Source organism: Hafnia sp., assembly GCF_036648275.1.
GTDB lineage: Bacteria > Pseudomonadota > Gammaproteobacteria > Enterobacterales > Enterobacteriaceae > Hafnia > Hafnia alvei.
On record NZ_JAVXIQ010000024.1, the window covers coordinates 1 to 23,033 of the forward strand.

The 23,033-nt window shown below is 50.1% G+C and carries 18 protein-coding genes; 8 read left to right on the plus strand and 10 right to left on the minus strand.

The window, feature by feature from the left end; all coding sequences use genetic code 11:
- The 3 genes from RSC70_RS16960 to RSC70_RS16970 form a co-directional block, all read right to left on the minus strand.
- Positions 1–1,712 (minus strand): DUF6531 domain-containing protein (locus RSC70_RS16960; RefSeq protein ID WP_332543046.1); only part of this gene is annotated, 1,712 nt, incomplete at its 3' end.
- 28 nt (positions 1,713–1,740) lie between these two features.
- The gene (gene tssI, locus RSC70_RS16965; RefSeq protein ID WP_332543047.1) at positions 1,741–3,867 is read right to left on the minus strand and encodes a type VI secretion system tip protein TssI/VgrG; all 2,127 of its coding nucleotides are present in this window, start codon (positions 3,865–3,867) and stop codon (positions 1,741–1,743) included.
- A 394-nt stretch (positions 3,868–4,261) separates the two neighbouring features.
- Positions 4,262–4,957: a pirin family protein gene (locus tag RSC70_RS16970; protein WP_025802180.1), complete on the minus strand. Its 696-nt coding sequence runs from the start codon at positions 4,955–4,957 to the stop codon at positions 4,262–4,264.
- Positions 4,958–5,236: 279 nt separating this feature from the next.
- On the opposite strand from RSC70_RS16970, the gene RSC70_RS16975 reads away from it, so the two are divergent.
- The 4 genes from RSC70_RS16975 (at position 5,237) to RSC70_RS16990 (ending at position 11,132) form a co-directional block, all read left to right on the plus strand.
- On the plus strand, positions 5,237–7,591 hold the full coding sequence (locus RSC70_RS16975) for a zinc/cadmium/mercury/lead-transporting ATPase (protein ID WP_332543048.1): 2,355 nt from the start codon (positions 5,237–5,239) through the stop codon (positions 7,589–7,591).
- Positions 7,592–7,900: 309 nt separating this feature from the next.
- On the plus strand, positions 7,901–8,854 hold the full coding sequence (locus RSC70_RS16980) for a hypothetical protein (protein WP_442904322.1): 954 nt from the start codon (positions 7,901–7,903) through the stop codon (positions 8,852–8,854).
- Positions 8,854–9,996, plus strand: a complete 1,143-nt coding sequence (locus RSC70_RS16985; RefSeq protein WP_332543050.1) for a BamA/TamA family outer membrane protein — start codon at positions 8,854–8,856, stop codon at positions 9,994–9,996. The genes RSC70_RS16980 and RSC70_RS16985 overlap by 1 nt, the downstream gene beginning before the upstream one ends.
- Complete coding sequence (locus tag RSC70_RS16990) at positions 9,990–11,132, plus strand: DUF4056 domain-containing protein (RefSeq protein WP_432707165.1); 1,143 nt, start codon at positions 9,990–9,992, stop codon at positions 11,130–11,132. The genes RSC70_RS16985 and RSC70_RS16990 overlap by 7 nt, the downstream gene beginning before the upstream one ends.
- 59 nt (positions 11,133–11,191) lie before the next feature.
- Here RSC70_RS16990 and RSC70_RS16995 read toward each other — a convergent pair whose 3' ends face one another.
- Entirely contained in the window at positions 11,192–11,788 is a 597-nt protein-coding gene (locus RSC70_RS16995) for an NAD(P)H oxidoreductase (RefSeq protein ID WP_332543051.1), read from the minus strand.
- Between the two features lie 101 nt (positions 11,789–11,889).
- On the opposite strand from RSC70_RS16995, the gene RSC70_RS17000 reads away from it, so the two are divergent.
- Positions 11,890–12,774: a LysR family transcriptional regulator gene (locus tag RSC70_RS17000; protein WP_332543052.1), complete on the plus strand. Its 885-nt coding sequence runs from the start codon at positions 11,890–11,892 to the stop codon at positions 12,772–12,774.
- A gap of 103 nt (positions 12,775–12,877) precedes the next feature.
- Positions 12,878–13,747 carry a carboxylate/amino acid/amine transporter gene (locus RSC70_RS17005; RefSeq protein WP_332543053.1) on the plus strand — a complete coding sequence of 290 codons (870 nt, stop codon included), beginning with the start codon at positions 12,878–12,880 and terminating at the stop codon, positions 13,745–13,747.
- Here RSC70_RS17005 and metR read toward each other — a convergent pair.
- The gene (gene metR / locus RSC70_RS17010; protein ID WP_040047282.1) at positions 13,656–14,663 is read right to left on the minus strand and encodes an HTH-type transcriptional regulator MetR; all 1,008 of its coding nucleotides are present in this window, start codon (positions 14,661–14,663) and stop codon (positions 13,656–13,658) included. The genes RSC70_RS17005 and metR overlap by 92 nt on opposite strands.
- A 279-nt stretch (positions 14,664–14,942) precedes the next feature.
- Here metR and metE point away from each other — a divergent pair, with 279 nt between their 5' ends.
- On the plus strand, positions 14,943–17,219 hold the full coding sequence (metE, locus tag RSC70_RS17015) for a 5-methyltetrahydropteroyltriglutamate--homocysteine S-methyltransferase (RefSeq protein ID WP_332543054.1): 2,277 nt from the start codon (positions 14,943–14,945) through the stop codon (positions 17,217–17,219).
- A gap of 194 nt (positions 17,220–17,413) precedes the next feature.
- Here metE and RSC70_RS17020 read toward each other — a convergent pair whose 3' ends face one another.
- On the minus strand, positions 17,414–17,902 hold the full coding sequence (locus tag RSC70_RS17020; protein ID WP_332543055.1) for a ribonuclease: 489 nt from the start codon (positions 17,900–17,902) through the stop codon (positions 17,414–17,416).
- 311 nt (positions 17,903–18,213) lie between these two features.
- On the opposite strand from RSC70_RS17020, the gene RSC70_RS17025 reads away from it, so the two are divergent.
- Positions 18,214–19,074 (plus strand): helix-turn-helix transcriptional regulator, encoded by an 861-nt coding sequence (locus RSC70_RS17025; protein WP_442904323.1) that lies wholly within the window; start codon positions 18,214–18,216, stop codon positions 19,072–19,074.
- A 25-nt stretch (positions 19,075–19,099) separates the two neighbouring features.
- On the opposite strand, the gene RSC70_RS17030 is transcribed toward RSC70_RS17025, so the two are convergent.
- From RSC70_RS17030 to RSC70_RS17045, 4 genes are all read right to left on the minus strand, one after another.
- A complete protein-coding gene (locus tag RSC70_RS17030; protein WP_063586022.1) occupies positions 19,100–19,444 on the minus strand; it encodes a PTS fructose-like transporter subunit IIB in 345 nt (114 codons plus the stop codon).
- A gap of 25 nt (positions 19,445–19,469) precedes the next feature.
- On the minus strand, positions 19,470–20,357 hold the full coding sequence (locus RSC70_RS17035) for a [formate-C-acetyltransferase]-activating enzyme (RefSeq protein ID WP_332543057.1): 888 nt from the start codon (positions 20,355–20,357) through the stop codon (positions 19,470–19,472).
- A complete protein-coding gene (locus tag RSC70_RS17040) occupies positions 20,323–22,620 on the minus strand; it encodes a formate C-acetyltransferase (RefSeq protein ID WP_332543058.1) in 2,298 nt (765 codons plus the stop codon). Before RSC70_RS17040 ends, RSC70_RS17035 begins: the two co-directional genes overlap by 35 nt.
- Before the next feature lie 71 nt (positions 22,621–22,691).
- A complete protein-coding gene (locus tag RSC70_RS17045; RefSeq protein WP_025802206.1) occupies positions 22,692–23,012 on the minus strand; it encodes a PTS fructose-like transporter subunit IIB in 321 nt (106 codons plus the stop codon).
- Positions 23,013–23,033 lie beyond the last annotated feature (21 nt).

Genomic DNA, 23,033 nt, shown 5'->3' on the forward strand with positions numbered 1-23,033 from the left:
TGATACTGAGTGCGTTCACCGGCGTTGTTTTCCGTGGCGGAGAGGCGGCCACGGGTGTCGTACTCATAACGCAGCGTGAGGCCTGCGGGGCGGCAAATCTCTCGGCGTTGCCCCCAGCGGTCATAGCGGTATTCGGTGGTGTTGCCCGAGCAGTCGGTGTAGCGAGAGAGCTGGCCGCTGCGTGTCCATGTGAGGGATTTTTGCCCGCCGCCGGCATCGGTCATCGTACAGGGCTGCGAGCTGGCGTCGTCGGCATAGGCATAGCGTACGGTGCGGTTAAGGGCGTCACTTTCAGCCGTTAGACGGCCAAGCGCGTCATAACTGCGCACGAGGCGACGGTCATCGGGCAGTATCGTTTGAGTCAGTAAACCGTGGAGATTATAGCCAAAGCGGGTGCGGTTGCCGTCGGGGGCGACGATGCTGGTGAGCTGACTGGTGGTAATATCGTGGGTGAACGCCGTTTTTCGGCCCAGCGCATCGGTTTGCGCCATCAGCAGATAGCCCACCACCTCGTTGTGGCTTTCACTATCGTCGGCGTACGTACGTTTCACCACCCGCTTAAGGCCTTTTTCACCGGTGTAATAGTAGGTTTCACGACGGCCCAGACTGTCGGTCACCGTGGTGCTGTCGGCGGCATAATCGAACTGATAATCCAGCCCGTTGGGATTGCTTTGGGTCACGGCGCGGCCCAGTGCGTCGTAGGTATAGCGGCTGACGGGGCGACCCAGGTAGCGGTGGGCGGTCATGCGCCCGAGTAAATCGGGGTGATAAGCGAACTGGCGAATGGCCTGCCCGCTGCGGTCATACACGGTTTGCAGTTCACCGCGCGGGGTGTATTCGTAACGCACTAGCGGGTCGGTGGGCACATCGGGAAAGTCGGGGTCATGCACCAGAAACACCGCCGAGAGGCGAACGCCGTTGTCACGCCCCCATCCACCACGCTGCGCACAGACCGCCTCGGCGATATGCTGGTGCTCCAGCCGATAACGCCGCCCCACGCTGTCCTCAACCTCGGTGATGACGCCGGAATATAGGTCAGTACCGGCGTAAACGTACTGTAATTCCTGCCCAAAACGGTCACGCATGCCGCGCAAAAAACGCCGTGCTGATAAGGGCGCAGGGAGTGCGGTGTGGCCTTCGTCTTCCGAAATACCGAGCACCCACCACGGGCCGAGAGCGTCGGCGGTACACAAATACAGATGTGAATTTAACCGCCATGACTCGGGCAGGGTGCTCCAGAGCATCGCCAGCGGGTGGTTTTTGTCGCGCTCAAGCAGGCCGCCGCGCACCAGCCACAGGGATTCGCTGCGGCTGAAATGCGCCTCACCCACGGCGAGCGTGTTGAAATGCAGGCTGCGCCCACCGTTATCGTTGAGGATAAGGCCGGTTTTGGTTACCAGCAGGCTGACGCCGCTGGGCAATTGCCAGCCGGGGCCGAGCAAGCCCACGGGCGAGGGGGTATTGGTTTGGTAGCTGCTGTAGCTGCGGGACAGGATAAAAGGCACCGCGGCCGGTAAGGCGACGTCAGTTTCGGCGGAGAGGACCTTGGCGCCCAATAATGGGTTGACGGGCTTACCGACTTTTTGTCCATCGGGACAGGTCGAACAGGCCACGCCGCTGGGTGCGCCAATCAACACGCCTAACGAACCCTGCGTGATAGGGCCGCCGATCGTAGTTTCGTCTGTTTGACGCGCTGCGGGTAATCCGATCATGTTATACCTTCCTTAGTATCGACTGCATTTAGTAGCATCCTGGTCCACCGGCGCCGCTTGGCCCACCACCACCCATGCCTCCATCGAAACCATCAGGGTCAGTGTCCTTAGGCAGTTCTGGAGGCGACAATGTGGCTCCGCAATTCCAGTTAATCAGCGTCGAATCGCCGCTTAAGGCGAGTGAAGACTGAAGATTAATGGTGTTCCCAATGAAGTGGATATTTCCTTCTTTGGTCAGAACAATTCGTGCTCCACCGCAGGAAAGCTCCAGATGCTCTCCTGCAGAGTAGACCGACACCTTGCCAGCGCTTTCGGTTTTACGCTCACCGACACTGACCGTCATTTTTTTACCAATATTCGCGGTATAGTTTTTTCCCACAGTAAGGGATTTCATGATTCCAACCTGCAGTGCTTCAATCAGCGCGACAGAGGTGTTCATAATACCGCCGACAACGGTTTGATAGAGGGAACCCACGCTGAGAATTTTGGCAACGCCAATCGTCTCTTTTTTAGCGATGTTTACCGTTTCCATTTCATTTTTATGCACATGAATAATTTGGTTTTTTTTCACCGTTGTTATCTGGTTTTTATCAACGGTAACGGCCTGATTCTTTTTCACATGCTCGGTATGATTGGCGTCAACGGTAGTGCTGCGGTTATTGAGAACGTCAGTATTCATGTCTTTTTGGGCATGGATGTAGACCTCCTCACGGCCTGCTTCATCCTCAAAACGAAGCTCATTAAAGCCGTCACCTTTGTGTGTTTTGGTTTTAAACGTGGTTTTTGTTTTTTCTGCGGGCAAATTTAGCGGAGGACGATTATTTCCGTTGTAGGTACATCCCGTGATGATGGGGCGATCGATATCCCCATTCAGATAAGAAACAATGACCTCTTGGCCAATGCGAGGCGTTGCGAGGAAGCCAAATCCATTACCGTTCCATCCATGAGCAACACGAACCCAGCATGAGGCTTTGTCATCTTCAGCGTCGTAACGATTCCAATGGAAAAACACTTTAACGGCACCATCTGCGTCTACATAAATTTCTTCCCCTTTGGGGCCAACGACTTCGGCAACTTCATCTCCATCAGCCTGTGGTTTGAAGATGAAGGGTGCCCGCCAGTCTGCTTTTCCGCTCATAAAGCTGAAACTATTGGTTAATGTCGTACCGCCTTGATTATCCTCTTCTTCTAACGCTTCAGGCATTTTACCGTGGTGTTCAATGGCCGTTATTTGCCAAAGATCGTTCATGGTTTGGAGTGGATGTTCAGTGATCCTGAACATGTAGCCCGGCATCAAACGGATGCAGTTAGATTGAGCATGCCCAGCTCGGCTATCTGAGCGAAGTTGCTCAAGCCGATATTTCACCATAGGCGCTGCTTCGGCATCTTTTTGAAAGCGGCCATAGCTTTCAAAAACTGTATGGCTATTTGATACGTTTTCCGTCTCGGCCGAATGCTCTAAGAAGTAATCTGGAATGTGGTAGTTGCGGTCTTTATGCGCCGTTTTGCCCGGGCGCATTGAGGCGCCAAAGCGTAAGCTATGGATAATATCTCCATCCATAGCTGTTTTAGGGTGTGGGTTATAGAATAATAAATCGGTACCAGACATCGCTAAATGTGTATCGCTATACTGCATTCCATCGGCGTCGAACCAAAAAACCACGCCTTCTTCGGACGCAAGGCGGCAAAAAAATTGATAGTCTGACTCTCTTTTTTGGGTCACAAATTCTCGCGGTTGATGTGCATCTTTTAATTGAACGCAGGAGGCTTGAATCTGATTTTGCTGTAGTAGCTCGGTTAAAACTTGGGGTACCGAACGCTGATGGTAAATGCGACTTTCTTGATTTAGCGTCATCGTCCACATTTCGGGACGAATCGTTAATGTATAAAACGTGCGTCGAAATCCGCTATCGCCGTGCTCAGCACGGGCAACGATACCGGCTATTGTTCGTTGCTTAATATCATTAACTGTTATTGTTAATGACGCAGGCAAAAGAAGTAAGTCATCAATATTAATGTTCGCGTTATGGCTAACCAGCGTTAGGGTTAGTTCAAATAGCTCTGAGAGTTTTTCGTTTAAATGAAACTCTGCTACATCAAAAGTATTTGTTGGTAACCCACCAATTTGGCACGAAAAATACAGTCCATTTTTCATCGTGAAGTGTCCTTACACTATTTTCCGTTGACCAGATACATGACGCCAAAAAGCTATTGTTGCTTTGGTTAAGAGCAAATAAATAGCTCAGTACAATCGCGAAAACATATATCTTGCTGTCAGGTCGAATGTTGACATAGTTTGCGATGAACCATTTTTAGGCGATTTCAAACTGCGCTATGTCTTTCATTGCTTGTGTCGGTATCCAGTATGAACATAAAACACAAGAGCGAGCTTTACGTGTGGATGCGTATGCGGGTTAATTTATAACCTGATGGGGATTTATTAAAATTAATTGATAATTAAGAAAAAATTAATTTTCTCGATAAACAAAAAAGGCCACTGTAATCAGTGGCCTGTAAACTATTTTTCATTTATTACGATGACGTTTTAATCACACCGGTGGCAAATCAAACAACAGAATTTCTGCTTTGTCGTCTGCATGGATCGAAATAGCCGCTTCGTCCCAAATTGCCACACCGTCTGCGGTACTGACGTGCTGGCCGTTGATAGAAACATTACCTTTAACCACCTGAATCCAAACGCGGCGGTCGGCCTGCATCTGATAGACGCTTTGTTCGTCTTTCAACAATGCCCAGCGGGTCAGCGTCATGTCTTGGAACACCTTCAGCGATCCATCACGGGCATCAGGAGAAAGCACCAACTGGCGGCCCTGTGGGACATCAAACGCTTTTTGCTCGTAGCGTGGCGTCAGGTTTTTCTGATCTGGAATGATCCAAATCTGATACAGATGTAAATCGCGATCCTGATGGGCATTAAATTCAGAATGGCGAATACCGGTACCGGCGCTCATGATCTGAAACTCACCGGCGTTAACCTGTTCTTTGTTGCCCATGCTGTCTTGGTGAGCAACTGCCCCTTCCATTACATAAGTCAGGATTTCCATATCTTTATGTGGATGGGTTGGAAAACCTTCACCTGCCGCGATTTTGTCGTCGTTAATTACGCGTAATGCGGAAAAACCCATGAAGTCTGGATCGTAATAATCGGCGAAAGAAAATGAGTGCCAGCTGTCCAGCCAACCATGATTTGCGTGACCACGGTCATTTGCTTTACGGATATAAATCATAATCAAAATCTCCTATGAGCCAGCCAATCAGGCTCTTGTTGTTGAAATCTAGTTTAGACCTAAGCCGATAATATGAAAGCGTAAAAAACTCATCCCTCTGTTCAAAAAATCAGAACAAGATCTCCATTTAAAGCCAAAATTGGTTTGTTTTAATGCGTGAAAAACAAGAATTTTTCTCATTTAAACCCTTGACTCTGGAGTGGACTCCAAGGTGTAGACTGCTATTAAATCTCGATTATTTCTCTTTTCCGTTTAGCGGATAACCTCACGGAGGTCAGCATGTCTGAGCATATTCACCATTCACATGGAAAGAATCCTACACACGAGCATAGTCATAACCATGCGAGTTCTTCATGCGGCTGTGGTCACAGCCATAGCAAAACCCAACATGGTTGTTGTTCTGATAAGCCCGCATCGCAAGATAACCATGCCAGCTCGGTTTCTTCCTCGGCTTCAGAGGGGGATAGCTGCTGTAGCGGCGGCCATTGTCATGATGATGGCGCTAATGAGGACGAACACCCCTCAGCATCTCCTCTTACACCTCCACCGATAGGCAGTCAGCGTTTTAGCTGGAAAATCCGCGGAATGGACTGCCCTAGCTGTGCCAAAAAGATAGAAACTGCGGTGGGGGGCATCCCCGGCGTGGAACGCGCCGCCGTGCTGTTTGCCACTGAAAAGCTGGTTGTCGATGCAGGGCATGACGTTAGCCAAAAAGTACAGGCTGCGGTGGAAAAAGCCGGTTTTGTGTTACTCGGTGCGGGTGGCACGAAAACTCAGCCTGAAAATGGTTTTTGGAAAGAATACGGTCTGTTGATCTCGCTAGTGGTCATGATGATCGTCAGCTATGGCATTGAACAGTTTAGTCCAGCATTAGGCCGTATCGCATTTATTGCCACCACGCTAGTCGGTTTGGCTCCGGTGGTTCGACAAGCGTGGAACCTGACGCGTAGCGGTACGCCGTTCGCGATTGAAACCTTGATGAGCATTGCCGCAATTGGCGCACTGTTTATTGGTGCAACCGAAGAAGCCGCGATGGTGCTGCTGCTGTTCATGATCGGCGAACTCTTAGAGTCTTACGCCGCGAGCCGCGCGCGTAAAGGCGTGACGGCGCTTATGGCGCTGGTGCCGGAAGATGCCGTCGTGGTTGAAAACGGTCAACGTAGAACGGTTGCGGTGTCGTCGTTGATGCCGGGACAAATTATCGAAGTTGCGCCGGGCGCACGTATGCCTGCGGATGCTGAATTGTTGGCAGATGGCATTAGCTTTGATGAAAGTGCGCTGACCGGTGAGTCGGTTCCGGTTGAGCGCCAAAGCGGAGAGAAAGTGGCTGCTGGGTCGCTGGTTGTTGATCGCGTATGCCAGCTTCGCGTGGTATCGGAACCGGGCAATAATGCGATTGACCGCATACTTCAACTGATTGAAGAGGCGGATGAACGCCGAGCACCTATTGAGCGTTTCCTCGATCGTTTCAGTCGTTATTACACGCCAGCGATTATGTTGTTCTCGCTGTTGGTGATTTTGGTGCCGCCGCTGTTATTTGCCCAGCCTTGGGATACTTGGATTTATCGCGGCCTAACCATGTTGCTCATTGGCTGCCCATGCGCGTTGGTTATTTCGACTCCGGCAGCTATCACCTCGGGGTTGGCTGCCGCAACTCGCCGTGGTGCATTAATTAAAGGCGGTGCTGCGCTGGAACAGCTAGGAAGAGTCACCACCATCGCTTTCGACAAAACCGGCACGCTGACGCAGGGAACTCCGCAGGTAACAGACGTTGTTGCTTTGTCAGGGATCAACACCGATCAGATTTTGACGTTAGCCGCTGCGGTTGAAGTGGGCTCGCATCATCCTTTGGCGCAGGCGATTGTCCGTAATGTTGCTGATAAAAAATTAGCCATGCTAACCGCCGACGATCGTCAGGCGAAGGCCGGTGTTGGGGTTGAAGGCGTGGTTAACGGCGCGCTGGTTCAGGTGATGGCACCGACTAAACTGCCGCAGGATGCCTTGAGCGAAGATGCACTTGCGCAGATCCACGCGTTAGAGAGCGCGGGGAAAACGGTGGTCGTGGTGATTCAGGCACAGCAACCTATTGGCGTTATTGCATTAAGTGACACCTTACGTGCAGACGCCGTAGAAGCCTTAGCACGGCTGAAACAAATGGGGATCAGCGGCGTGATGCTAACCGGTGATAATCCGCGCGCAGCGGCTGCTATCGCCAGTAAGCTGGGCATTGAATACCGCGCAGGCCTGCTGCCAGCCGATAAAGTAGATGCTTTGACGGCACTCAGCCAAAAAGCGGATACGGCGATGGTCGGGGACGGCATTAACGATGCGCCTGCCATGAAGGCGGCGAGTATTGGGATTGCGATGGGCAGTGGCTCAGATGTGGCGCTTGAAACCGCTGATGCAGCGTTAACGCATAACCGTCTCACCGGATTGCCGGAAATCATTGCGCTGTCGCGCGCGACACATGCCAATATTCGACAAAATATCACCATTGCGTTGGGGCTTAAGGCCGTCTTTATGGTGACAAGCCTATTAGGATTGACGGGGTTATGGTTGGCCGTTTTGGCAGATTCTGGTGCAACAGCCTTGGTTACTGCTAACGCTTTAAGATTATTAAGAAAGTCGAAGTAACGTAATAACGCCCTGTTATTACTAGAAAATAAATCGCGGCTAAAGCCTACTTTAGCCGCGATGCGCATTTTATGACTTACGATACACACATGGTTTATTGGTATACTCTCGCCCTTAATTATTCTCTTGGTGAATTTCACTTGAGTTTCCACTCATATTCTCATCCTTAAAATCTGATAAAAAATGAAAAACTCTGCGCTGTTTGTGCTGCTTCCTGCTGCAATTATTTCCTCCTCAGCCTTTGCTGATACACCAGCTACGCCGGCTTCGACTCAGGCCATGATTGATCAGGCGGCAACGCCGGTTCTTATGGGAAGTGATGCCCACACGACGACGACATCATCAGCGCCGGTTGCTGCGACGCCTGAAAAAGAATCTTCTATCCTGCCTATTTGGGGAGATGAAGCACGCGCACGCGGCTATGATTTACCGCTGCCGTTTGGTGTCAGCGTTAGCCATATGAATATCCGCCAGAACATTAATGTGGATAGCATTAATTTCAATGGGTTGGGATGGGATAGTTACCAGCTTCCATCGAGTTTATTCGATATAAAAGTAGATAAGACTCGCCAGAAAAGTAAAACCGATACGTTGAAATTGGATATGTGGCTGTTGCCATTCATGAACGTGTACGGGATTGTGGGTCATACCAAAGGCAGTTCTTTATCCAAAGTGTCGGTTAATTCCGATCCTTCGAAATACCCTATGGGCAGCATGGACTGGATTATCGCCCGAGTAGTAAAAGGCATGCATGATAGCGGCCAACTGCAAGATCTCGATTTCAAATTGAAATTTAAAGGCACAACCTACGGCGCAGGTACGACTTTTGTCGGTGGCTATGAAGACTGGTTCGCTATGGTTGATATGAACTATACGCAAACTCGTTTTGATATTTTAGATGGCAGCATTGACGCTTTCACGCTGTCTCCACGCGTTGGCTATCGTTTTACTATCCCTGCGATTGATGCCTTGCACATGGCACCAAGCAAACTGAATGTCTGGGTCGGAAGCATGTATCAGGACGTTCAGCAGGAGTTCAAAGGCAGCCTATCAGACCTTAATATGCCGGGCGATTTAGCTGGTTTGATGAACATCGCCGATCCTGACGGTAAAGGCCGTTTTGACGTCAAACAGCATCTGCAATCGCCTTGGAACGTCTTAGTCGGTGCGCAGTATGAAATTACCCGTAACTTCAATGTTCTGACTGAAATTGGTTTTGCTGAACGTAATAGCTTCTTTGTCTCCGGTGAGTACCGCTTCTAATGCGGGGCATTGGCGGGCTTTGGCTCGTGGTTTGCCTTAGCATTTCTTCTTTCGCACAGGCAGGAGATCTCCTGCCATCGCGTCAGCAGGTGGATGGCTGGTTAAAAGGGCTCGGTTCGGACAACCAGTTTAACCCTGATAAAGGTATTGATTGGGGCGTGATGCCGGGCCCCTTTTATACGCCAGAGTTAGGCTTGGGCGTAGGTATGGCCGTGGTTGGCATGTATCGTCCGGACAAAAACGATCACGTTAGCCAGAATTCAACGCTCTCACTGAGCGGATTTGCCAGTTCTACCGGCGCTTTCGGTTTAGGTTTAGAGAACTACAGCTTCTTTGCTGACGACGCGTGGCGCTTTTATCTCAGCGGTGCACTCAACGATATGCCTACCTATTACTGGGGAACGGGATTTAGTGCTGGCCGCAACAATGACGATAAACAGAAATATACCTCGCAGGAATTCAGCGCTAAGCCCGATCTGCTCTACCGAATTGCACCGAACACTTATTTAGGCCTTGGCTGGTCATTTTCTTCTGTTCATGCCGCATCGATTCAAGACAAAGATCGCGGAACGCTAGAGCGCGAAAAAGCGGGTACTTCGGTGCTGAGCTCGGGCGCTAGCGCAACGTTTACCTACGACACCCGTGATTTTGTTTCCAATCCCCAACATGGTCAGTTGGTGAATTTAACCTATACCTATTATGCTCCAGGGCTTGGCAGTGATACCCGCTTTGATTCTTTGGACAGCCGCTATGCGCTTTACCATGCATTAGATGACAAAAATGTGCTGGCATGGGAGATTGATGGCCGCTTCACGCACGGCGATGTTCCATGGAATATGCTGCCATTGCTGGGCAGCAACAATCGGATGCGTGGTTATTACGAAGGACGTTATCGCGATCGAAACGTGGTGAGCACGCAAATCGAATATCGACGAAAGCTAGATTGGCGTCATGGCGTCGTTGGCTGGCTGGGAACGGGCACGATGGGACCAAATACGCGAGATTTAGGCCAAAGCGCATGGCTGCCCTCGGTGGGCGTGGGCTATCGTTTTGAATTTAAGCCGCGTATGAACGTTCGTCTCGATCTTGGTGTCGGTAAAGGCAGCACGGGATTCTATTTTCAGGTAGGGGAAGCATTTTGAACATTGTGCTCAAATATGGACTATCGAGTCTGATCTTGCTGACATCTGCCTGCTCAGCGAATGTTAAATTGCCGATTACGCCTGATCTATCAACTGTGCCTCAGCAGAGCGCTACGCGTGTGTGGCCAACGGTTGAACGACTTTCTGCCCCCGATGGATTACGTCCGTGCTGTGCTTTTGGCTATAACTTAAAAGCACAGGCTCTAGGGATCCCTGTTCCCTTTTATCAGCTCAATAACGTGGTAGAGGCTGATTCATTGGGGGAACACCACTATAACGACAGTCTGTTTGGTGCGGTTGCCAATCTCATGGGGATCAGCAGCGAACAAGATGGTTTGCTGTATACCACACGGGGTGGATTCATCGATATTGCGCATGTGCGTGATACGGCGGATATGACGCTCTATCTGTTTAGCCATATTTGGCCACAGCTGGGTCAGGCACAAACTATCGAACTCAGCCAAGAACTCGCGAAACGCAAAATCACGCTGTTTGCATTCACGCCTCCGCAGGACGAAGCCGAGCGCTTTACGTTGGCCGCTTATCTCTCGAGCTATTTAGCGTTCCAAGTAGCTGCGTGGCATGAAATTGCTCAGTGGTATGGTTTTGAGTCAGTTCCCGGATTTTCAGAGGGAATTTCTGCCTTTTCACCGGAAGATCTCTATTCGAACTTGGTCGGTGCTCGTTTGGCAACGTCATTGATTTTGCAAGGACACACGGCTTCGGTAGCGCAGTTTAATATGGCTATGCAGACAGTTTTGCCAGATGCGTTGCATCGCCTAGGTGCGGTTGACGCCAGCGATACGCGTTTCCAATTCGATATGCTGGATGGTAACTGGTGGAATAGCCATCGCGCCGTGCCGGAGAAATTTCTGGTGTTGAAACGTAACTACCTAACGGAAGACGATCGCGTGCCTACGCCGGTTCCGGGTGAGCAGGCGAAGCCGCTGCGCCTTCAGCTTCCCAGCGAATGGGCTGGCTTGAAGATGCAAGCGCTGGGAGAACTTCAGCTTTGGCCTGGTCGTTCCATGAAGCAACTGCCTGCGCCTGCCAAATACTATACTTTCCGTGATTTTCCCGCCTTGGCGCTTCATGCCAGAGTTGAGGATGCCGTGGATTTGAGCGCGCAAAAATAGTAGAGAGATGAAGCTAAAGGGACGTAAGCGTGCGTCCCTTTTTTGCAATGTTTAGCCGATTAGTTTGCGGTTTCGTCAATCACTTTGCGGGCGATAGCAAACAGCGATTGATAATGACTCTCGCGATCGGTGATGTCTTCTTCAACGCCTATAGTGTTGTAGAGGAAGGTAATTTTAGTGTCCTCAATGCCTAAGTAGCTGCCACAGCTGGTGAGAAAGTCGGTGATGTTTTTTTCCCAACCGTATTTCACAAAGCCTGATTGCGAGCCACCAACCAACGCTACCCAGCGAATTTTTTTCGCCGGAAAACCTTTCCCGCCGTAAGCGAGTCCATGGTTCCAAACGCGATCCATATACCCTTTAATCATGGCCGGATAGCTGTACCACCACAGTGGGAAGACAACCACCAGCGTGTCGTGACCTTCCAGTTCGCTATATAGCTGATGCACATCAGGCGAATATTGCTTATTTGGGTTTTCCCAGTCCGGCTCATCTTCAACGTCTAGCACAGGATTAAACCCTCTGCGGTAAAGGTCGAGCGTGGTAACGTCGATAGCATGGTGGGCGGCTTGGCTTTGCATGGCCTCAACAATATGTGCGGTCAATGAATCAGCGCGAGGATGCGCCCATACAATATACATTTTCTCTGATTTCATGGAGTTATCTCAATCTCTTAAGGTGTGGCTGACACTTTACGAGGGAAAGATAATTCTGTAAAAGTGAGTATTTGAGATAGGTTGATGAAGGATTTTCACTAATGCGGCTGAACTTTTCCGATTTTGCTCCGTTCATCGTTGTTGCGCGGCATAAAAGTTTTCGTGCGGCGGGAGATGAGCTTGGCTTGTCACCTTCGGCGATAAGCCATGCGATTAAGCAGCTTGAGCAACGGCTCAAAATCCGGCTATTCAACCGCACCACACGCAGCGTTGCGCTGACCGAAGCCGGTAAGAGTTTATACGATCGAATGCGCCCCGCATTTGATGAAATTAATACCATGATCGATGAAGTGAACTGCTTTCGTGATTTGCCGATGGGAACATTAAAAATTAATGCGGCGCGTGTGGCAGCTAAGCTATTTTTGATTCCGTTGGTTGTCGGTTTTTCTCGCCAGTATCCTGATATCAAAGTAGAAATCACCACCGATGATAAACTGGCTGAAATCGTGGGTGAGGCTTTTGACGCAGGAGTTCGCCCAAGTGCGATTGTGGAAAAAGATATGATCGCTATTCCTATCGGCCCACCGGTTAAGTTTGTCGTGGTCGCCACGCCGGATTATTTCACCCAGCATGGCAAGCCTACTCATCCGCGTGAGCTGGTGGATCATCAGAGCGTTATCTTTCGTTTCCCCAGCGGGCGGCCTTACCACTGGGAATTTTACGGGCCTGAAGGAAAGCTAGAGCTTGCCCCCAACGGCAATATTATTTTGGACGACGTAGATGCGATGCTGGATGCCACTTTGCTCGGGGCGGGTATTGCCTTTTTGTATTATGACCAAGTGAAATCTCATCTTGAAAGCGGTCAGTTGGTTTCCGTACTCGACGAATGGTTACCGGAGCAGCCAGGATTTCAGCTGTACTACCCGAGTCGGCAATATATGACCTGCGGCTTGCGTGCCTTTGTCGATTATATTAAATCCTCTTGAACGGATGGCTGAAAATCACTCAACTGTAAACCTACTTCGCCCAACATTCATGTGCGTCCTTGAGTAGAATTGTTGCCTAAATCTGCAATGGGCAAAAGACTTCGTGATTTTATTACTTCTCACCACCGTGTTGTGGGCATTTTCATTCAGCTTGATTGGCGTTTATCTGGCCGGTCAGGTTGATGGTTGGTTTGCGGTATTAGTGCGAGTCGCGCTTGCTGCGCTGGTCTTTTTACCCTTCTTGCGCTGGCGCGGGGTACAAGCCAAACAGGCTTTGTTGTATATGGTGCTCGGTGCCTGCCAGCTCGGGGTGATGTATTTGTTTTACTACCAGTCCTTCTTGTATCTTTCGGTGCCAGAAGTTCTGCTGTTCACCATCATGACGCCAATTTACGTCACGCTGATCTACGATCTGATGCAGGGAAATCGGCTGCGCTGGGGATATTTATTCAGCGCACTGCTGGCGGTTTTAGGGGCGCTGATTATTCGCTATAACCCGTTAAGCCCGCAGTTTTTGCTCGGTTTTGCTCTCATTCAGGGCGCTAATATCTGCTTTGCGATAGGGCAGGTGGGTTATAAGCGCGTGATGGAAATCAGCCCTATGCCGCAGCGCAACGCGTTTTCATGGTTCTATTTAGGCGCACTTTGTATCGCTTTACCGGCGTGGCTGCTGTTTGGTCATCACCAGATGATGCCCACCACGGGATTACAGTGGGGGATTTTGATTTGGCTTGGCGTGGGGGCTTCCGGTATGGGCTACTTCATGTGGAACTATGGAGCGACGCAGGTGGATGCCGGTACGTTAGCCATCATGAATAACGTGCTGATCCCTGCGGGGCTGCTGGTTAATCTGGCGATCTGGCAGCAGCATCCGGACTGGATCAGACTGATTGCCGGTGGCGTGGTGATTGCGCTTTCGCTATGGGTGCACCGTCGATGGATTGTTCGTCGTGAGATAAAGCATCACGGGTAATCTTGCCGTGATAGACCTGTGCATCACGCACGAACGGCAGGTGCTCACAGGCATGACGGCGGGCGGACTGAATAAATGCTTCGGTCACGGGCTGATTTTGTTCACCGTCACGAACCGCAGAGTACAGACGGCTCCACAAACCATCACCGAGAGGCTTGGTGACGACTAAGCCTTGGCGTTCCACATTCTCCACCACCCAATGCGGCAGCGCAGCGATGCCCATTCGTGCCGCAACCATTTGAATCAGCAACAGCGTGTTATCCACACTTTTCAGTGCGGGCGTGACGCCCGCTGGCTGTAGGAAGTGGCGCCATACGTCTAGGCGTTGGCGTTGCACCGGATAAATCAGCAACGTTTCATCCGCTAAATCCTGCGGCGTGATTTCAGCTTTGCCTGCCAAAGGATGATCGGGCGAAAGCACCAACCGAACCTCATAATCAAACATCGGCGTGTAATGCAAATGGCTGCGCGGCAAGATGTCTGACGTCATGACCAGATCCAGTTCACCCTGTTGCAGCGCAGGCTGAGGATCGAAGGTAACACCTGAGTGAAAATCGACGGAAACATCCGGCCAATGCTCACGGAATTTATCTAGCGCTGGGGTAAGCCATTGGATACAGCTATGACACTCAATGGCGATGCGTAGCGCACTTTGGTGTGGCTCGTTGCAGGCTTTCAACGCCTGTTGGATCTGCGGCAAAACCTGTTCCGCCAATCTCAACATAATCTCACCCTGCACGGTAAAACGCAGCGGCTGGCTTTTGCGTACAAATAAGCGATAGCCCAAGCGTTCCTCTAAATCACTGAACTGATGTGAAAGGGCGGACTGCGTTTGATGCAGCTGCGCTGCCGCAGCGGCTAGAGAGCCCGTATTTCTCAGAGCCTGTAGCGTCCTTAAGTGTTTCAGTTCGATCATGAGAGTCTTTCACCTTGAGTGTGAATAATTTGCGCTTGTTCGATATACAGTACCTGTGGATTATGGATGTGTAAACATCTAGATGGCTATACACGGCATAATTCAAGTTGCTGATGCGTTGGTTAGGCTTGTTCACCCTAGTGACATCGCGATCTACCTCCTAGGGCTGACATTTTTCCACCGTTCTTCAAACCGAATTATTCAGAGTATAGCCACAATAATTCCGACGCCGAACGCGGCTATATCGGTGATATCTCTCTACATAATGGGGTAAGAATAATGAGCGTAATCAATCACACTTTAGGTTTTCCGCGTGTCGGCCTGCGTCGCGAACTGAAAAAAGCACAGGAAAGTTACTGGGCGGGCACTATTTCTCAAGATGAACTGCTGGCCGTGGGTAAAGAACTGCGTGCTCGCCATTGGCAACAGCAGCAGCAAGCAGGCGTTGATTTACTGCCGGTCGGCGATTTTGCATGGTATGACCATGTGCTAACCACCAGTCTGTTGCTGGGCAACGTTCCGGCTCGCCACCAAAATGCTGACGGCTCAATCGATCTGGATACGCTTTTCCGCATCGGCCGTGGACGTGCGCCAAGCGGCGAACCGGCGGCGGCGGCTGAAATGACCAAATGGTTCAACACGAACTATCACTACATGGTGCCGGAGTTCACGCAGGGACAGAAATTTTCTCTGGGATGGACGCAGCTATTAGAAGAAGTGGATGAAGCGTTGGCGTTGGGTCATAACGTCAAGCCAGTGCTGCTCGGGCCAATCACCTATCTGTGGCTCGGTAAGGTCAAAGGCGCGCAGTTTGATCGCTTAGACCTTCTGCAAGATATTTTGCCGGTTTACCAGCAGGTTCTGAAAGCGCTGGCAGATCGCGGTATCGAATGGGTGCAAATTGATGAACCTGCGCTGGTGCTCGAACTACCGCAGGAATGGCTTGATGCTTATCAGCCAGCCTATCAAGCGTTGGCGGGGCAGGTGAAACTGCTGCTGACTACCTATTTTGAAGGGATCAGCCATAACCTTGAAACCATCCGTTCGTTGTCGGTTCAAGGCCTGCACGTAGATGCGGTACACGGCAAAGATGACCTGAACGCCTTACATAATGAGTTGCCGCAGGAGTGGGTATTATCGGTCGGTGCGATTAATGGCCGTAATGTATGGCGTGCTGACGTCAGCCAGTGGTTCGAGCGTATTCAGCCGCTGGTGGCTCAGCGTCAAATTTGGGTGGGTTCTTCATGTTCGCTGCTGCATAGCCCGATTGATTTGAGCGTGGAAACACGTTTGGACGAAGAGGTGAAAAGCTGGTTTGCGTTTGCTCTGCAAAAATGTGCTGAGCTGGCGCTGTTAACTCAGGCAATTAACGAACCGGTTGCCGATAATCTGCAAGCGCTGGCGGATTACAGCGCACCGATCCGTGCGCGTCGCAGTTCTCGCCGAGTGCATAACGCGCAGGTGGAACAACGTCTGGCGGCGATTACGGCGCGTGATAGCGCCCGTAACCAGCCTTATGAACAGCGTGCTGAAGCCCAGCGTAAGCGTTTCAATTTACCGGCATGGCCAACAACAACTATTGGTTCATTCCCGCAAACCACGGAGATTCGTGGCCTGCGTTTAGATTTCAAACAAGGCCGTGTTGATGGCAACAACTATCGCACGGGCATCAGCGAACATATCAAACAGGCAATTGCCGAGCAGGAACGCTTAGGTCTGGACGTGTTGGTGCATGGTGAAGCCGAACGTAATGACATGGTGGAATATTTCGGTGAGCATCTTGATGGCTTTGTATTTACCCAAAATGGTTGGGTGCAGAGCTACGGTTCTCGCTGCGTTAAACCTCCGGTCATTATTGGTGATATTAGCCGTCCTGAAGCGATTACCGTTGAGTGGGCGAAATACGCTCAGTCTCTGACGGACAAACCGGTGAAAGGCATGCTGACAGGGCCGGTGACGATCCTCTGCTGGTCATTCCCGCGTGAAGATGTGACGCGGGAAACCATTGCGAAGCAAATCGCGTTGGCGCTGCGTGACGAAGTCGAAGATTTGGAAAAAGCGGGCATTGGTATTATTCAGATCGATGAACCCGCACTGCGTGAAGGTTTACCGCTGCGTCGCTCTGATTGGCAGGCTTATCTGGAGTGGGCGGTTGATGCTTTCCGACTGAATGCGGCCGTTGCACAAGACGACACTCAGATCCACACGCATATGTGTTACTGCGAGTTCAATGACATCATGGATTCTATCGCGGCGCTGGATGCCGACGTGATCACCATCGAGACCTCTCGCTCTGATATGGACCTACTGGAGGCGTTTAAAGAGTTCGAATATCCAAACGAGATCGGTCCTGGCGTGTATGACATCCATTCGCCAAATGTGCCGAGCGTTGAGTGGATTGAAGATCTACTACGTAAAGCCGCGCAAAACATTCCGGCCGAGCGTCTGTGGGTAAACCCAGACTGTGGCTTGAAAACTCGTGCATGGCCAGAAACGCGCCAGTCATTGGCGAACATGGTTAAAGCGGCGCAGCGTCTGCGTGAGCTTGAGGCTTAATAGGAAGCTAGTTACTTGAGTTTAATTATGTTTACTCAAGTTTGATTTTAGGGGAATCGTAGGGATGGGGTCGTAGCAGCTTTAGCTGCCGGAGCGCCCCGCCCTGCGATAGCCCCGTGTATCTCGGTTTAATAAACGGTCGATAAAATATCTTTGGTTTCGGATGCTGCGCAATGCAGCATCCGGCTTATCAGTTACAGGCATTGAGGAATCGCGACAAAAGAGCTGCCGTCGTTGGTGGTGAGATAGTAAGTTGCGTTTGCTGGCTGATAAATTAAATGCTTACCGCTGCGATATCCGCGCAGACTATCGACATCAGCACTGTACCAGCGCTCATTCGCATTGCTTGGGCTTTTATCATAGGCATCCCCACCGATGCTTTTGTTTTCTAAAAGTAAATTACTCGCCCAAATAGATTCTTGTGTGTTTCCGCTCCAGCCAAATCGCTTTGCTTTGTCGGTGGTGACATAGCTAGTGGGTAGCTCTTGGTGCTGATTGATTTGGCGGATTAACGAGCTCAAACCCTGAGTATCATTGATGGTGGCTGAAGATTGATGCATGAGCTGTTCGTTGGCCTGACGCACCACGCTTTCGCAGTTAGGTAGCTGCTCCGCCAAACTGGATGCAGAAAACACCAGCAACGCTGAAGCCAATAAGGTGTGATGGTACCTGATTCTTCTCATAATTTGCCTCCGTACCTAGCTAAACATATGAATCAAACCGTCATGGAGCTGTTGCGTATAACGAGGCCACCACGCGAAGTGATGTCCTGCCGAATAGGGTGTTTTAGTTATGAGCAAAGAAAGAAGGTTTGTACGGAATGAATTTGCAGCTATCCATTCCTTAACAATATAAAAGCAAACAAAATGCAACAAGGCATTAACATAATGTGCCATGTGATGAAAAGGTCAAACCAAAGAACCTCTTGGCATTAAAATCTCTGTGTTATTCTCAAAAAAACCAAATCAAGCCTATTGATATCAAGGATGCAATGCTGATGAGAGAACTTACCCATGCGCTGACGTTGTGGTTACAGCAGCCTGAGCGACAAGGACAAGTGTATTTTACGGGTAATCAGCAACCTGCTCCGGAATTGGCATATCAGGTTAATTTCCCCCGCTTAGAACTGGTTTTGGAAGGCCAGCAAAAAATGAGGTGGGAGGATGTGCAGGGCGGTTCAACTGAGCAGATTCTACAAGCGGGTGACGCTTTGTTTGTACCTGCCGGAGGTTGGAATAGCCCAGAATGGGGCTCGGTAGTAACAACGCTGAGCGTATTGTTCGGCAAGCAGCAGCTTGGTTTTAGCCTATTGAGCTGGAATGGCGAGCAGTATCAGGATTTGGGCAAGCAAAACGTGGCGCGCCGTGGCCCGCGCGTAGGCTCATTTTTATTGCAGGCGCTGAATGAACTGGCGTGGAATCAGCGCGATCAAAACACAGCACGTTTCATCGTGAAGGGATTGATCAGCCATTGTTTAGATTTACTCGGCAGCCAGGTTCAGACCGCATCGCGTAGTCAGGCACTGTTTGACGCGGTGCGTCAGCATGTCGATGAGTTTTATCGCGATCCATTAACCCGTGAGTCTGTTGCGCAGGCATTTTATATTTCGCCTAACTACCTTTCACATTTATTCCAAAAAGCGGGGGGCGTAGGTTTTAATGAATATCTTAACTACACGCGCCTTGAACAGGCCAAGCATTTACTGAAACGCTACGATATGAAAGTGAAGGAAGTCGCTCATGCGTGTGGTTTTGTCGATAGTAACTACTTTTGCCGGCTGTTTCGGAAAACTACCGAGCGTTCCCCTTCGGAGTATCGCCGCCAGTATCGGAGCCAGTTATTGGATAAGGCGTAGCAAAACGGCCTAGCGAATGTTCTATCTAGCGAATGTTGATGTGAGTTTCCTGCGGTGATGTGACGATTTTTTTCACCGCTGATAACGTGCGTTCAGGGAAGCGGAGAAAGGTGTTGATGCTGCTGTGAACGCAGCGGCAATGGGTAAAGCGTTCAGCGCCTTCCAGTTCAATATCAGCAATTAATAACACGACATCCGCTAAGGCTATGTCGTGCTCTGATAGCTGGTTTTCGATACCAAGTGCCCCTTGAGTTTCAATTTTTACCTGCCATTTTTCCTGTTGGCAGATTTTCTCCAATCGCTCTGCTGCCATATAGGTATGAGCTACGCCGCTAATACAGCCAGTAACCGCGACCAGTTTTATTGTCATTTTACTTTCCTCGCTAGCACACTCATTACCCACCCGTTATAACACGATATCCAGCGTCGATGGCCAGTTGCCTAATGGGGTCGAGCTCTGTCTCGTCAGGCGCCATCACGTCGCTCATTTTGTAAGGACGATTCAGCAGACGATACTTGGCTTCGCCAAACTGATGAAACGGGAGTAAATGGATTTCGGGTAGTTTGAATGGCGCTAAGAAATCTAATATGGCCTGAAAATTCCCTATGTCTAATGTATAGCCGGGAATAAGCGGCACACGTGGGATGAGTGTTATTCCTTCTTCAATCAGCCGAGTGAAATTACGTAAAACACGCGGTTGGTGCATATTGAGCAGATTTCTTGCTTGTTCTTCATCCATAATTTTTAGATCAAACAGGATGGAATCACACTGCTTGGCCAGTTCGAGAAGCGCTGTGGTGCTTGCATCACCCGCAGTTTCTATGGCGGTATTAATGCCTAAAAATTTGAGCCTGGTGAGAAATTCGCTGGCAAAGGGCGCTTGCATTAGCACTTCACCGCCAGAAAGTGTAACTCCCCCTCCAGACGAACGGAAAAACACATCGTCTTTCAGCACTTCTTTCAGTAGATCGTCGAGCGAAATATCGCGGCCAATACGCTCCATCGCGGTGGCCGGACACTCATCGGCATTATTCAGACAAGGCTGGCAATGTAGGCACTTGGCTTCACGGTGTACGATATGTATTTGGTTAGAAATAGATTCAGGGTTTGCACACCAAGGGCAGGTGTGCGGGCATCCTTTGAAAAATACGACAGTGCGGATCCCTCCGCCGTCATTAAGCGAATAACGTTGGATATTAAAGATCCGCGCAACATTGCTGGGCAAGTGCCCAGCGGATATCGGCGGGTTAGAGCTGATGTGCCGTACGGCGAATGATGTCATCTTGAATCTCCTTCGACAGCTCAACAAAGAAGGCGCTGTAACCAGCCACACGTACCACGAGCCCCGCGTAGTCTTGTGGTTTTACCTGTGCGGCACGTAATGTCTCGGCGTTCACCACGTTAAATTGAATATGCTGTAGCTTGAGCTTAGTGAATGCACCCAGAAAATCGGCTAGCTTATTCAGCCCCGATTGCCCTTCTAGTGTAGACGGAGTGAACTTAACGTTCAGCAATGTACCGTTTGAAAGCAGATAGTTATCCAATTTACTCACCGATTTGAGCACGGCGGTTGGCCCCTGTGCATCTTGACCGAGCATCGGCGATAGCCCGCCGTCGGCAAGCTGTTCACCTGCGTAACGTCCATCAGGCGTTGCGCCAACGACTGAACCAAGCGGAACATGGGCTGAAACGGTATAGGAACCCGGTGTGAACTGCCCACCACGAGGATTGCGATAGGTTTCAACTTCTTTGCAGTAAAAACGCAGTAGATCGGCGCTGATGTTATCCACCACGTCGATGTCGTTGCCGTACTTCTCAAAGCGATTGATGAGACGGGCTCGAATCTTCTCGCCTTCTGGCGTTGCAAAATTAGCCTTAAGCGTCGCAATGAGCTCATCAAAGCTGAGTCGCTGTTGATCGAAAACCATGCCTTTCAACGCATGTAGAGAATCACTGAGATTTGCGATACCGATGCCTTGCACACCAGAGAAGTTATAACGAGCTCCCCCTTCGGTAATGTCTTTGCCGTTGCTTAGACAATCACTAATGAAGGATGAAAGCAGCGGTACTGGCGCCCAATCACGGTGGCCGATATCACAGATATTACTGCCTTGCGCCATCAATTTTACGTAGTGGCAAATTTTATTGCGGATCTGTTCCAACAGATCTTCGTAATGCAGATTAGCGTTGCCTTCATTTTCAAGCAGGACGATTTCCATGACTTTGAGTAGATTAAACATGGCTATGTCATGCAGGCCGTAAGTTTTACCCGGTATAGAGAGCTCTACGCAGCCGACTACCGAATAATCTCGTGCGTCTTCTAGAGAAACGCCCCGATTCAAAAATGCAGGGACAACGACTTCATCGTTGAAGATTTGGGGAATTCCGGTGCCAATGCGAATAGTTTCGGCGGTTTTCAACAGGAAAGGTCGGTCGATTAATTCATTCACGCGCACGCCGAGGTTGGGCTGTGGCAGCTGAGTGCTTTGGTATGCGTCTAAGCATAAAAACGACAAGATGTTGACCGCACTGCGGCCTGTTTCCGTCAGGCCACCCAGCAAAATGGTATAACCTGTTGGGAAACCAGCAAAATAGCGTGCGCTCGAAGCGGAGCGTAGTAGCACGATATCGTTACATTTGATCCACAGCGATTCCAATAGCTCACGCAGGAAAAGCGGGTCTTCACCTTGATTCAATGACGATTGATAAAAGGGCAGCATGTATTGGTCAAAACGCCCTAACGACAGCGAGCTGGCGTTCGACTCATATTGCAAAATGATGTTCATATACCAAAACAGCTGACAGGCCTGATAGAAATCCTGCGGAGGCTCAGTGGAAATGATGCCGGATACTTCTGCCATTCTGACGAGTTCTTGGCGACGGCGCTCATCAGGGCAAGCCAACGCCATTTCTTGCGCTAGCGCGCTATAACGCAGTATGTGGCGCTGCGAGGCTGCTAGCAGTAGAAAAGCGGCTTGATAAAAAGCGTTATCAGGTTGCTCGGCGATCAATAAACGCATTTCGCTGACCAGCGCGCCTAGGCCATTTTTCAGCAGACGAGGGTAGTCAATGATGATGTGCCCTTGCCCTTTATCGGTTTGATTAATGCTGAAAATTTGTGTTTTTACTGCGGCTTTGACTTCATCGTCCATCTGCCCGTTGATGAAGTCTTTCATTGAACGCTTTTCCCAATAAGGGAATAGCTGTTCACGGTAAATGGCTTTATCCGCCTCTGAGATCTCGAAACGGTCCTGTGGGCGAGTCGGGAATTGGTCTAGTTCTTTGAGAAGCCAGTAGGGATCCATTTCAGGAGACATGATCCCTGCGCGCGGTTTAACGGTGCGGTTGCCCGCGATTAACTCATCGTCTCGGATTGAGATCTCAACATGATCGAGTATGTATGCGGTGGCTTTCGCTCGGCGCAAAATCGTTGGCTCGCCCTCAGTTTGCTGGTGGCTTGCGCTATAGAGCAAGGCTCGCTCCAGTGAAATTTCTCTAGGGTTAGCAAACATCGCTGCTTTTAAGCGTTCGATACGAGCGGTCATAGTGGACTCCGATCCGAGGATTCAGCGGGGAAAATGATTATGGATTTAACAATCCACATCGGTTCCTGCAATTAGGCCGTTTGTGAAATATGGGACTCTATTTTGCCCATGATGGCATCTGCACGTTTAACCGCGTCGCTGATGTTGACGCGTACGATGGTTTTACCTTGGAATCTTTCCTCGAACTTGATGCCAATGTCTTTGGTTAAGATCACCATATCTGCAGATGCGACGTCTTCAGCTGTTAATTCGTTTTCTAATCCGATTGAGCCTTGGGTTTCAACTTTGCATTCCCAGCCCTTGGTTTTAGCTGCGCGTTCTAAGGCTTCAGCAGCCATATAAGTATGGGCGACACCGGATGGGCAAGCAGTTACAGCGATAATCTTTGTCATAATGATGTCCTCAAAACAGAA